Origin of the sequence: Pseudomonas sp. LS.1a (assembly GCF_022533585.1) — a bacterium.
Classification (GTDB): Bacteria; Pseudomonadota; Gammaproteobacteria; order Pseudomonadales; family Pseudomonadaceae; genus Aquipseudomonas.
Window position 1 is genome coordinate 2,489,802 of the sequence record NZ_CP092827.1, and the last position, 11,479, is coordinate 2,501,280.

Annotated in this window: 10 protein-coding genes, 2 pseudogenes and 1 riboswitch; of the genes and pseudogenes, 6 read left to right on the top strand and 6 right to left on the bottom strand. The window is 59.7% G+C overall.

The features are described 5' to 3' along the window. The first annotated feature begins 49 nt into the window (after positions 1–49). On the top strand, positions 50–610 hold the full coding sequence (locus MKK04_RS11455) for an Hsp20/alpha crystallin family protein (RefSeq protein WP_233687449.1): 561 nt from the start codon (positions 50–52) through the stop codon (positions 608–610). A gap of 117 nt (positions 611–727) precedes the next feature. Then, positions 728–872: pseudogene (locus tag MKK04_RS11460) on the top strand (universal stress protein); the annotation flags it as partial. Positions 873–887: 15 nt separating this feature from the next. Here MKK04_RS11460 and MKK04_RS11465 read toward each other — a convergent pair. Together MKK04_RS11465 and MKK04_RS11470 are read right to left on the bottom strand one after the other, a co-directional pair. Then, positions 888–1,847 carry a ribose-phosphate diphosphokinase gene (locus MKK04_RS11465; RefSeq protein WP_241106612.1) on the bottom strand — a complete coding sequence of 320 codons (960 nt, stop codon included), beginning with the start codon at positions 1,845–1,847 and terminating at the stop codon, positions 888–890. A 217-nt stretch (positions 1,848–2,064) separates the two neighbouring features. Further along, on the bottom strand, positions 2,065–3,054 hold the full coding sequence (locus tag MKK04_RS11470; RefSeq protein ID WP_233694212.1) for a universal stress protein: 990 nt from the start codon (positions 3,052–3,054) through the stop codon (positions 2,065–2,067). Positions 3,055–3,123: 69 nt separating this feature from the next. Here MKK04_RS11470 and MKK04_RS11475 point away from each other — a divergent pair, with 69 nt between their 5' ends. Continuing rightward, entirely contained in the window at positions 3,124–4,020 is an 897-nt protein-coding gene (locus MKK04_RS11475; RefSeq protein WP_241106613.1) for a universal stress protein, read from the top strand. A 1-nt stretch (position 4,021) separates the two neighbouring features. On the opposite strand, the gene MKK04_RS11480 is transcribed toward MKK04_RS11475, so the two are convergent. Then, the gene (locus MKK04_RS11480) at positions 4,022–4,597 is read right to left on the bottom strand and encodes a phosphoribosyltransferase family protein (protein ID WP_207837216.1); all 576 of its coding nucleotides are present in this window, start codon (positions 4,595–4,597) and stop codon (positions 4,022–4,024) included. A 307-nt stretch (positions 4,598–4,904) separates the two neighbouring features. Between MKK04_RS11480 and MKK04_RS11485 the strand changes: the two genes are divergently transcribed. From MKK04_RS11485 to MKK04_RS11495, 3 genes are read left to right on the top strand one after another with little or no spacing between them, the layout of a single operon-like run. After that, positions 4,905–6,098 carry a cation:proton antiporter gene (locus MKK04_RS11485; RefSeq protein ID WP_241106614.1) on the top strand — a complete coding sequence of 398 codons (1,194 nt, stop codon included), beginning with the start codon at positions 4,905–4,907 and terminating at the stop codon, positions 6,096–6,098. Positions 6,099–6,152: 54 nt separating this feature from the next. Then, positions 6,153–7,484 (top strand): putrescine-ornithine antiporter, encoded by a 1,332-nt coding sequence (gene potE, locus MKK04_RS11490; RefSeq protein WP_207837151.1) that lies wholly within the window; start codon positions 6,153–6,155, stop codon positions 7,482–7,484. Continuing rightward, a complete protein-coding gene (locus tag MKK04_RS11495; protein WP_207837152.1) occupies positions 7,481–8,395 on the top strand; it encodes a transporter substrate-binding domain-containing protein in 915 nt (304 codons plus the stop codon). The genes potE and MKK04_RS11495 overlap by 4 nt, the downstream gene beginning before the upstream one ends. Here the strand turns inward: MKK04_RS11495 and MKK04_RS11500 are convergent. From MKK04_RS11500 to MKK04_RS11510, 3 genes and pseudogenes are all read right to left on the bottom strand, one after another. Continuing rightward, positions 8,392–8,583, bottom strand: coding sequence for a hypothetical protein (locus tag MKK04_RS11500; protein WP_241106615.1), 192 nt, complete (start codon positions 8,581–8,583; stop codon positions 8,392–8,394). The two genes, MKK04_RS11495 and MKK04_RS11500, sit on opposite strands and share 4 nt — an antisense overlap. After that, positions 8,558–9,502: a hypothetical protein gene (locus MKK04_RS11505; protein WP_241106616.1), complete on the bottom strand. Its 945-nt coding sequence runs from the start codon at positions 9,500–9,502 to the stop codon at positions 8,558–8,560. The genes MKK04_RS11500 and MKK04_RS11505 overlap by 26 nt, the downstream gene beginning before the upstream one ends. 58 nt (positions 9,503–9,560) lie before the next feature. Then, positions 9,561–10,979: pseudogene (locus MKK04_RS11510) on the bottom strand (DUF2252 domain-containing protein). Positions 10,980–11,406: 427 nt separating this feature from the next. After that, a riboswitch (Fluoride riboswitch) is annotated at positions 11,407–11,479 on the top strand.

Below are 11,479 nucleotides of genomic sequence, written 5' to 3' on the forward strand. Positions count from 1 at the left end.
AAGATCGAGGTGTCACCCAGTGAGGCATTACTCATTCGAGGAGGTCGCCATGTCCGAAACAGCCAAGAAAGTACCTGTCACACCCGCTGCCACCCAGCCCACCAAGGCTTCGCCACCAAGCACCGAGCCATCGGACTTGTGGCGTCCATTCCAGCAGTTGCGGCGACAGATCGACAGTTTGTTCGACGATTTCGGGCGCCGGCCACTACGCATGCCGTTCAGCCACACGCCGTTCGATGTCGAGCCATTCTGGCGCCGTGAGCTGTTCAGCCATGGCATGCCGGCGATGGATATCAGCGAACTGGCCGATGAGTTTTGCATCAGCGCCGAACTGCCTGGTGTGGACGACAAGGACATCGAGATCAAGCTGGTCAATGGCAGCGTTGTGATCCGCGGCGAGAAGCAGGAAGAAGTCGACGAAAAGCGCAAGGAATACCACCTGTCGGAGCGCCACTACGGCAGCTTCGAGCGGGTCTTCCAGTTGCCCCGTGAAGTCGACGCTGAAAAGATCACGGCCCAGTTTGCCAAGGGCGTGCTGCTGGTGCACTTGCCCAAGCGCGCCGAAGCGATTCACCCTGAAAAAGTGATTCCCATCACAAGCAGCAAATGAGCGACCCGACCGCGTTCAGGAGCATGGACGCTCCCCCCTCGTATTTCAGTGGAACGGTGCTCCCACCAACTGCCCCTGGTGACCTTCGCAAGCCGTTCACTTGTGGCACCGGTCGCCGATTTCAAGGCGCTGGCCGACCGCTACGGTGCGCCGGCCGAACGCAGGCACTTCCTGTTGGGCCGCCAGGGGGCTGGACCGACTGTTTGGCAGCAGCACGGAGCATGTGTTGTACCAGGTACCCTGCAGTATCCTGGCGGTGTAGGGCCATGCGTCGGGGTCATGCGCCGCAGCCCCGGCGGTTGGCAAGCAACTCGGCGACCAGGGCACTGGTATCGACGATATCCAGCTGCTGCAGGCATCGCACGGGCAGGCGAAAGGGCGCGATGCTGTCGGCAACCAGTACCCGTTCGAACACACCGCTGTCGAATAGCTCGCCACCAGTGGTGAACAGGCCATGGGTGGCAGCGGCCAGCATGCGCCTGGCTCCGGCCTGCCGGCAGGCCTGGGCAGCGCGCAGCAGTGTCTGCCCCGTGCTGATCAGGTCGTCGAACATGATGACAGTGCTGCCTGCCACGTCACCCACCAGGTGTTCGCCGCTCAGGCCCGCCTGCTGGCGGTGCTTTTCCATCATGGCCACAGATACCGGGCGTCTCAGCAGGTCCGCCAGAACCTGGCGAAACTGCTCGGCGCGTTTGATGCCGCCAATATCCGGCGACACGACCGTGACTGTCTGTTCACCGAGCAGCGGGGCCAGGTGTTGGGCGAATAGCGCGGTGCATTGCAGGTTCCAGCTGGGGATTCGGTAGGCGTTGTCGAAGGCGCTGGGATTGTGTACGTCCAGCGCCACCACGCGGTCGACGCCGCAGCTTTCCATCAGGCAAGCCACATGGCGGGTGATGGTCGCATCCTGAAACTCTACCTTGCGGTCCTTGCGGCCATAACACAGGTAAGGCGTGACTGCCGTCACCTGGCTTGCACCGGCGTCCTTGAGCGCACCACAGAAGAACAGCAACTGGCATAGCTTGTCGTGTGCGCTGTGGTGCGCATCGCCATAGAGCGAGTGAAAGACGATGACCGCTCGACCGTCGACCGATTCGCCAGGCCAGCACTTGTGTTCTCCGTCCTCGTAGTCGCGCTCTTCATGTGCTGACAGTGTCCGGCCCAGGCGTTGCGCCACGGCATTCCCATAGGCCTGGCTGCCTCGCAGGGCGAACAGTAACGGCGGTGTGTCATTCATGCCCTGCGCTCCATTGGTCGTACATAGCAACATAAGCTGCGTTGGACTGTGGGGTTTGACGTTTATCAAGTCGAGCATAGCCAGCAGTCGGACACTGGGCAGGCCAGAACATGTCAAGGCCTGCGCACCTAAATCTGCACCGAGAGTATGCCAATGGACAAGTACCAGAAAAGCCACAGCGACAAACTGGAGGGCGTGAAACCAGACGGCTGATCGTTCAACCGTGGATCGCCAGAATGCTGGAGTGAACCTTGTACAGGGTTTGCTCTGTAGTACTGCCAACGACCTTGCTCACCCCCTCGTGGTAGAGCGTACCCATCACCACCACATCGAAGCCATGCTGGTTCGCGTAGTCGCTGACCACGTTGCGGGCAGCACCTCGCACCAGGTGCAGATGATCTGCCTTGATGCCGTAACGGCCGCCGAACGTCGCCATGCGCTCGCGCGCGCGACCAGATATTTCCTCTATCAGCTTGTCAGTCCAGGCCACGGGTGCGGCGGCATAGGCAACGAAGCTGGTGCTGGGTTCATAGGCCTGCAGCAGATGCAGTTGCGCCTTGCATCGCTGTGCCAGTGCCTGTGCCGATTGCAGGATGTGGTCGTTGAGCCTGTCTATCACCGGGTCGTGCTCGACAAGATCCACGGCGACAAGTATGCGCGCTGGCAGCCTGGTTTCAGCCTGGGCCACCAGGTGCATCGGGATCGGGCAACGGCGCAGCAGTTGCCAGTCCAAGGGGGTGAGCAGGGCACGGCTCAAGGCGGTTTCGTGCCTGATGTCCTTGATCATCATCTCCACCCGGTGCAGTTGGGCCAGCCGGATCAAGTCCTTGAGCGGGTCTTCATCGTCCAGTGTCTCGGCGTAGGCGGTAATGCCCAGTTCGCCCAGCGCCTTCACCTGGTCCGCGAGCCAGGCCTTGCGGTGCTCGGCGTCCTGCTTGCGGGCATTGCTGCGCAGCACCTGGTCCAGGGTGGCCAGGCGTGAGGGCAGTTGACTGAGCACCACCAGGTGCAAGGTGGCGCCTGTCATACTGGCCAGCGCCTGAGCACGCGTCAGGGCAGGCGAGGGGTGCAGGTCTGGATGGCAGATAAGTAGCAGTCGCGAGTAAGCGTTCATGATGGCCTCCACGGCGATGGCAGCCTCGATGAAGGCCCACCGGTACAGGTCAAGGGTGACGCAGTGGGGTTTGATGGCCTTGATATTTATCAAGATTGGCTGAGCGGCAGCTTCGATAATGACAGCGGTGCGGCACCCCATATTCGCGCCAGGAGGTGGCTGATGAGCCTGTACCGCCGGATTCTTCTGGTCATGACCAAGGTCCAGGCCCATGCCGCGATGCATCGGGCCATGGCATTGGCTCACGCCTCAGGTGCCTTTTTGCACGTACTGGGCATCCACACCCCCACTGAACCTGGCCTGCCCGAGCCAGGGCAGCAAGCTTCACAACCTTCAGCCGCGTTCGCGCACTTCAGTGCCGGGCTCAAGGCTTTGCTCGACGAGCAGGCGCCCGCAGGGTTGCACACCACCTTCGAAGCGCTGGAAACCTCCACGGCGCGTGACCTCGTACCGGCGTGTATTGCTCGCTTTGCGCCTGACTTGGTAATCAAGGGGCTCCCCGCCAGTCCGGTACTTGGCCTGAACGACAAATCCTCGGTTGACCATGTGTTGCTGCATACCAGTCAGGTGCCATTGCTGCTCGTACCTGCCGAGGCCAGGGCCATGCCCATGCCCGCGAACATACTGGTGGCCGTGGATGTGGCCAAGACGGACCTTGCGCAGCAAGCGCTGAACCATGCGCTGGTGGAGGCAGGTCGGCAACTGGCGAGCCCATGCAACGGCCAGGTCCATCTGCTGTCGGTCTATGATCTGCCGTTGGCCATGCTGGCCAATCCCGACCTTGCAGCGCCATGGGCGGAGCAGGTGCGCGAGTCACTCCAGCTACCATTCGATGAACTGGCCGATATCCATGGCATTCCCTATGCGCAGCGCTACTTTATCGAAGGTGCGCCGCTGCGCGTTATTCAGTCTCTCGTTCCCACGCTGAAGATCGATGTGGTGGTGGTCGGCGTGGCGCAGCCCAGACGTTGGGCCAAGCTGATCGGCGATACTACCGAACGGCTCGTCAATCATGCCCCGTGCAGCATTCTGACAGTCAGGCCCCCGTCAGCGGATTGATTCAGGCGGTATCGCCGGCTCGGCCGTGGCGAATCACTTCCACGCTGAAATCCGCTTCGAAAGGCGGCACATGACATTCGACGATGTCCTGCTCGGCGACTTGCAGGTGTATACCCACGATATGTGCATGCACGGGTTGCCGGCAGGCGTGACGGTCGACGAGCACCGCGCTGAGTACCCGTCGCGCCCCAAGCTCAGCCAGGTAAGCGCAGGTGCGCAGCAGGGAGTGCCCTTCGTACAGCACGTCATCGACCACCAGCAAGGTGGTGTCGGCCAGATTCAGGTTGGCCAGCTCGGGGTTCTCGGTGAGCTGCGTATGGGCATGCAGGAGGCTGAGGTCGTCGGCGTAGCGCTTGACCTTGATCGGGTAGAGCGGCAGTGGCGCGGCACCACCGGTCAGTTGTTGCAAGTGCAGTTGCAGGCGACGCGCCAAAGGCTCACCTCGGCGTTGAATTCCCACCAGTACCAAGGGTTGCGCAGGCATCAGCGCCAGGGCCTGATACGCCATTGTACGCAGCACGCTATCGAGATCTTGTTCGTCATACAGGCGAAAGCGTGAGGGAGCGGGGCGGTTCATGATTCTTGTCCGTAGCCGGCCAATGGTTATTGGCAACTTACGCTGCCACCGCCAGTTCGACTTGATAAAAGCCAAGCACAGGTCAAATCCACGACGATGCTCGCGGTCGATGTCGATGTCGATGTCGATGTCGATGTCGATGTCGATGTCGAGGGCATTGGGGCTGGCATCGCCCGATGCGCAGCGGTCTTGCAGGTTAATTACCTCAACTGTTGACCTAAGATAACTTCTGCCACCTTTGGGCTCGCCGCGCCACGGACGCAGTGATAGCGTTTTTATACAGTCGTGTCGATCACGGTGGGTTGTCATGTATCAGAATCTGGCTGTCCTGGCTGCCTTGCTGGTGCTGTACGCCAACCTGGCCGGTGCGCTCGAATCCAGACCCGTCAACGGGCCCCTGTTGTTCCTGCTGGCGGGCCTGGTGGCCGGCCCGGCTGGTCTCGGGTTGCTGAACCTTTCCCTGGACCGGCATGATCTTCGGCTACTGGCCGAGCTTACCCTGGCGATCGTGTTGTTCAGCGATGCTGCCCAGGCTGATCTGGCTCAATTACGCCGCAACCGGAGCCTGCCGCTGCGCCTGCTGACGATTGGCTTGCCGCTGACCCTGGTCGCCGGTTGGCTAGCTGCGTGGTTGATGTTTCCACGCATGCCCTGGTTGGAAATGGCCCTGTTGTCGACGATCCTGGCCCCGACCGATGCCGCCCTTGGCAAGGCAGTGGTGACCAACCCCCTCGTGCCAGCCAATGTGCGTGAAAGCCTGAATGTCGAAAGCGGGTTGAACGATGGCATTTGCGTTCCGGTGCTGCTCTTGTTGCTGGCATTGTTGATGGAAAGCCGCTCGACGATGCCCTTTGCCCTGGGGGGATACTTCTTGTTCGAGGAGTTGGGTATTGGCGCACTGACGGGGGCTGTGCTAGCGCTGATGGTGGGAGGGCTGTTGCGTCTTTCCCAACGCAGCTGCCTGCAGGTGGAGTCATGGCAACAACTGGTAATGCCCGCCCTGGCGTTGCTAAGTTTCGCCAGTGCCCAGGCAATGGGCGGAAGTGGTTTTATCGCGGCATTCTGCGCAGGATTGCTTACGGGGTACCTGTTCAACCGGGAAACGCAACTGCTGCTCAAGACCGGCGAATCCTGCGGTGAAGCGCTTTCGCTGCTGACCTGGGTGGTGTTCGGTGCCTACGTTGCGCCCAAGGCCTCGCAAATCCTGTCGCCCTCGGTATGGTTCTACGCACTGTTGAGCCTGTCGCTGGTGCGTATGGTGCCTGTCTGGGTCAGCCTTGCCGGGAGCGAACTGACTGCCGATAGCCGTCTGTTCATTGGCTGGTTCGGGCCGCGTGGTCTAGCGTCTATCGTTTTCGCTGTGCTGGTACTCGATGCACGGTTGCAAGAGGGCAGCACGATCATCGCCACGACTATCGCTTGCGTCGTGCTCAGCGTGGTATTGCACGGCATAAGCGCTGCAATTGGGGCCCGCCGGCTGGGACGCAGCGTAGGAAAGTGAGGTGTTGCACACCAGTGATCGGTTCTTCGACAGGCTTTCGCGGAGGTTGCAGCCATGCGTGAAAAAGCAAAGAAGATGGGCTTGGTCGGACTGACGACACTGGTCACGGTAAACATGATGGGGTCCGGCATCATCATGCTGCCGGCGAGCATGGCGCAGATCGGCGCTGTCTCGCTATTGTCCTGGGTGATCACGGCCATAGGCTCGATGGCTATCGCCTACTGTTTCGCCCAATGCGGCATCTACTGCACGCAATCGGGTGGCATGTCTGCCTACAGTGAACAAGCCCATGGCAAGTCTGCTTTCTTTCTGTGCTCCTACCTTTACTTTTTGTCACTGATGATTGGCAACGTGGCCATCGCCATTTCCGCCGTGGGCTATCTCACGCCTTTCATTCCCTGGCTTGGCACTGGCGGCGGGCCGCTACTGGCAGGAGCGGTGACGTTGATCTGGTTTACCACCTTGTCCAACCTGGGTGGAGCCGAGGTTACCGGTCGTATTGGCGCGGTCAGCGTGTGGGGTGTCATCGTCCCGGTTGCTGGCTTGAGCTTGATTGGCTGGTACTGGTTCAGCCTCGCAACCTTCCAGGACGCCTGGAACCCAGGTCACATGCCAGTGGCTCAGGCCATAACCAACAGCATTCCACTGACCTTATGGGCGTTCCTGGGTATGGAATCAGCTGCGCAGAACTCCGACGCGGTGGAAAATCCGAAGCGCAATGTTCCTCTGGCGTGCTTGCTCGGCACCCTTGGCGCGGCCGTGATCTACATCCTCTCGACCAGTGTCATCCAGGGCATCGTGCCTAATCCGGAGCTTGCCAACGCCAGCGCGCCCTTCGCCATGGTCTATGCGCAGATGTTCAACGACTCCGTCGGCAGCGTGATCATGGCATTGGCGGTGATCGCTTGCGTCGGTTCGTTGCTCGGATGGCAGTTCACCTTGGCTGAAACCGCCAGGGTCACCGCCGGGCAGGGGCTTTTCCCAACGCTGTTTACACGCACTACAGCCCGCGGCGTGCCACTGGCGGGCATGCTGACCTGCGCGGTGCTGCAGAGCCTGATTGCCCTGTCGACGCTCTCGCCCAATGCCAGCGCCCAGTTCAGCAAACTGGTAAACCTGGCTGCCGTGACCAACATCATTCCCTACATCACCTCGCTGACTGGGCTGTTGGTGATCATGTACAAGGCCCAGGTACAGGCAGCCATTTTTCGCCGTAACAGCGCAATCATGATGGTCGCGGTTTGCTATTGCTTCTACGCACTTTACGCCTCGGGCCTGGAGGCCGTATTCGGTGCGGCATTGATCATGGCGCTGGGTTACCTGCTGTTCGGCTTCATTGCCAAACGTTTCGTCAAGGCGCTGGACATGATCGGAGGTGCGCCATGAAGCGTGGATCGAAAGTGACCGGTTGGTGTCTTGTCAGTTTGCTGTTGTGCGCGTCAGCGGACAGCTCCTTCGCCGCTCCCGACACGTTGGGCCGGTTACGTCAAGGGCAGGTGCTCAACCTCGGATTCATGGAGGGGTTCGCACCCTTCTCATCAGGCAGCGAACAGGCTCCGGAGGGGTATTCCATCGACCTTTGCCAAGCAGTCGTCGCACGTATTCGGGAATTGCCAGGGCTCGCTGGCTTGCAGGTGCGCTGGCACTCACTGGCAGAGCCAGAGGCTGTTCGGGCCGTGGATAACGGGCAGGTCGACTTGCTGTGTACACCGATGGTGGAAACCAAAACCAGACGAGGCACGTTGGATTTTTCCATTCCGGTGTTTACCTCCGGCCTCGCGGCTTTGGTCAAGCGCGATGCACCTGCCAGCCTGCTCAGCCCCCTCAGCGGTAGCACGGACAATTCCGGACCGCGCTGGCGCGCGACGATCAATGCAGGGCTGAGCAAGCACAGTTTCGCCGTATTGCGTGGCACCTTGAGCAGCCGCTGGGCCCATGAGCGGATTCGCCAGCTTGGCTTGCAATCCACGCTCGAGGAAGTTTCGACGTACGAGGAGGGTGTGCAACGGGTGGCCGAACGCAAGGTCGACGCGTTCCTCGGAGACAGGGTGGTCCTGCTGGCCTACCAGGCCCGGCAATCCGAACGCGACCAGCTGTGGGTTCCGGATCACCTGTTCGTCATGAGCCGGGTGGCGTTGTCGATGCCAAGGGGAGATGTAGATTTTCGCTTGTTGGTGGATACCGCCTTGAGTCAGGCCCTTTCGGGGCCGCAAGGTGAGGCGCTGTTCGTTCGCTACCTAGGTCCACAGTCCGCACAGGACCGCTTGCTGCAAAGCCTGTATCCGCTGCCAGACTAGTTGGCGGGGATAGTGATGACTGGTGTCTCCGGCGCGACGCCGGTTTCGGCAAGGGACAAGAGCACGAGGATGAACAGAAACTCGGACTTGGACTTCAGGTCGCGATCATCTATCCAGAACCAGTGATCGCGATAGCGCACGGCCGCATAGGCATTGTCTGGCTTATGCTCGCTTGAGAGGATACGCACCAGTGGCGCGTCCCACTCGCTGGAAATCACAGGAAGGGCGGGCGCGGGGTTTGCCCGCCCTTCTTGCACATGGATGGGGGGGGGCGTCGATGGTGGCGGCGATTTCCGAGAAGATCTCCGACATCGAGCGCGTCAGCAAGGCCACTTCGGCATCGTCCCGCTGCACCGAGCCGAAAGTAAGGTGCAGTACCTCCGCATCGGGTCGAAGGTGTAGCGACTGACGTACCAACCGGCGATCATTTTCGACGATCTCCGATTTGGTGTCGGCGATCAGCAGCAACTCACTGTCAGCCCCCGCACGTTGACTGATCCGCATACCCAGCTTTTCCGAACGCTGAATCCGCCGAAGTGCATCTAGCACCGCATAGAACTCAGGGTCTGCTGAACGTAACCGAGACGGGGAGGTAGACCTGTTGTACAAGCCGTTTGCGGCACGCGTGGTCAGGTGCAGCACGCGATCGACCGGATAGCCCGCCTGAACAAGCGAGAATATCGCCGCTGGCGAAAGTGGCGTGAGCAGATAGCGGGAAAAGCGTTCACCGGATAGCGGTGTGTAGCTGATGGTAGGACGATCCGTATAGAGGCCGGAAGCGCCCAATGTCTGGCTATTACCCTCGGCTGGTGAACCGCTGAACCAACTTGCGGAAAGGTTCACCTGACTTTGGATGGCCGTGGAACTGATCACCGATGACACCTCCAGATAAACAGGGGCATCGGCGTAGCGCAACTTGACGATGTTCAACAGGGTCTGTTCTTTCCAAGTCGTGGCTATGACGGTCGCGTAGTCGCTTCTATCGCGCTCGATAGTAGAGGGGCCGAGCGTGGAACAGGCGACCAGCATCAGTGTGGCCGCGACTAGAACGGTTCTGTTGAAACGACAGGAGCTCGAATACGCTGTGGAAACACGATTTTCATTCATCTTCTTGAATCCAGACAAATGCAGTTGGGGCACTCCCGGGCATAGGCCATGGCAGTGCTCAATCGTCTTCCTCGCGAAACGCTTTTATCCTGCCTTTTTTCTCGGCGTTGACCAGCGCCGCGTAGTCCCTGGTATTTTGCTCGGCATAAGCCAGGGCAAACTTGCCAAGGGCCTGATCGAAGGCGTCCGACTTGCCGAGATATCCGCTGATCAGTGCTGCGTCCCCTGACTTGGCATGCGCCCGCGCCAATGTCATGCCGCACACCTGCGCATACATGTTCATCTGCTCGAAAGACGCACCTTCTACCGGCAATGACATCTTCATATCGCGCAGTTGTCTGACGAAAAACTGCCGGCCCTTGCTGCTTTCGGTCCAGCCCAGAAAAATGTCGCTGGCGGACTGCGAAAGGCGCTGGCCGGTAACCACGCGCTGACCTTGATTGGCGAATTCGCTCTTACCGGCATAGGGCGCCAGCACTGATGGGCAGGCTTCCTTGAATTGCAGCAGCAGCGGATGGTTCTCGGCCGAAAAGAACAAGCCGACGAAGCAGAACGTGCCCACGCTGCCGATGCCCACGGCTTTCACTGCAAAGTCCTCGAGGCGATAACGGTCGTAGAGAAATCTGCGCTCGGGTAGCAATGAACTGCGGTAATCCTCAAGAGCCAGCTTAACGCGCTTGGCAAAACCGGCTTCATGGATATGGAACAGGATTGGCGGCTGGTCGACCAAGCGCCGCCTACCGCCCACTTCATCACTGATCTGGGGATACAGGTAGTCCCCAATGCGCGTTCTGGCCTTGGCTATCAACTCTTGCCGCGCCTTGCGGTATTTCATGCTGGGTGCCATGTCGATGATCGCTTGAGCATCCAAGCGGTCGTACCAGACGTCAAGCGGACTCATCTCCGACAATTCACGCATGCGTTTGCGGTAGGCCTGCACGCAGGCCATGGCCAGTTGTCCTGCCTCCTTGTCGTTCAGCCGATTGTCTTGGGCGGCGACGGCAAAACTGACCGCCAACCGTTTGATGTCCCATTCCCAAGGTGCAGGAAGCGTCTCGTCGAAGTCGTTGATATCGAAGATCAGGTTGCGTTCGGGGGTGGCGAACAAGCCAAAATTGAGCAGGTGGCAATCGCCGCACGCTTGGACGCGTACGCCGGTTCAAGGCAGCGTGGCGAGGTCGCGTGCCATCAGGCCGGCCGAACCGCGCAAGAAAGTGAATGGACTGCGCAGCATTCGCCCGTAACGGACAGGCACCAGTGCCGGATGTCGGTCACGGTTGGACAGTTCGAGCAAACCGACAGGATCACGCTGCCTGGGCTTGGATTTCCACGTTGCATGAGCCGCCCGCGGCACGACATCTCGTAGACGTTTGCCGGCCTCCAGTCTCTCCTTGAACGAGTGAAAATTCTTATCTTCACGGATGTCGTCTATTACCCTGGACAACCGTTTGGTTGAACGCTTCTTGAACTCAGCCATGTCGGCACCTTGGATGAGCAAAGGTTGGGCCCGAACGACAACGGAACTCGTCTGTGATGAATCACTGATGCGGCGTCGAATATTCCCGGACAGCTTTTAAAAAGCGTAGCAGTAATTCACTCATTCCAAAGACGCGATGGGCTGACTCAGACTCGGATTTCAACCGTGCTGGCCCAGCATTAAAACAAGCGTTGTATCACCCCCGTCTTTGAATCTGGAGCACTGCGAGTCTTGACCTGATAGGGTTTGGCATTGGCTGCTATCGACCCAAATCAGACCTTCTCCAAGGGCTGCTAGCGGACAGAAGCAGACACTCAAATTCATGGGGGAGGTGCGACTCGACGTTTCTGTCGCCCCCACGATTTTTAGGAATGCCACCACTCTTCGCTGTAACGAAATTTTATATCTCTGGGCGAGATTTCCATGAGCGGGCACTGGAGATGGCATTCCTTCACTTACCAACCGCTGCGCCCGTAGCAGCTGGTGATGCCTACAGACAC

What these genes read in the sequence shown, in the direction of transcription:
- potE (WP_207837151.1), top strand. Translation starts at nt 6,153, where the DNA reads ATGCGTGAAAAAGCAAAGAAGATGGGCTTGGTCGGACTGACGACACTG.
- MKK04_RS11455 (WP_233687449.1), top strand. Translation starts at nt 50, where the DNA reads ATGTCCGAAACAGCCAAGAAAGTACCTGTCACACCCGCTGCCACCCAG.
- MKK04_RS11475 (WP_241106613.1), top strand. Translation starts at nt 3,124, where the DNA reads ATGAGCCTGTACCGCCGGATTCTTCTGGTCATGACCAAGGTCCAGGCC.
- MKK04_RS11485 (WP_241106614.1), top strand. Translation starts at nt 4,905, where the DNA reads ATGTATCAGAATCTGGCTGTCCTGGCTGCCTTGCTGGTGCTGTACGCC.
- MKK04_RS11505 (WP_241106616.1), bottom strand. Translation starts at nt 9,502, where the DNA reads ATGAATGAAAATCGTGTTTCCACAGCGTATTCGAGCTCCTGTCGTTTC.
- MKK04_RS11465 (WP_241106612.1), bottom strand. Translation starts at nt 1,847, where the DNA reads ATGAATGACACACCGCCGTTACTGTTCGCCCTGCGAGGCAGCCAGGCC.
- MKK04_RS11495 (WP_207837152.1), top strand. Translation starts at nt 7,481, where the DNA reads ATGAAGCGTGGATCGAAAGTGACCGGTTGGTGTCTTGTCAGTTTGCTG.
- MKK04_RS11480 (WP_207837216.1), bottom strand. Translation starts at nt 4,597, where the DNA reads ATGAACCGCCCCGCTCCCTCACGCTTTCGCCTGTATGACGAACAAGAT.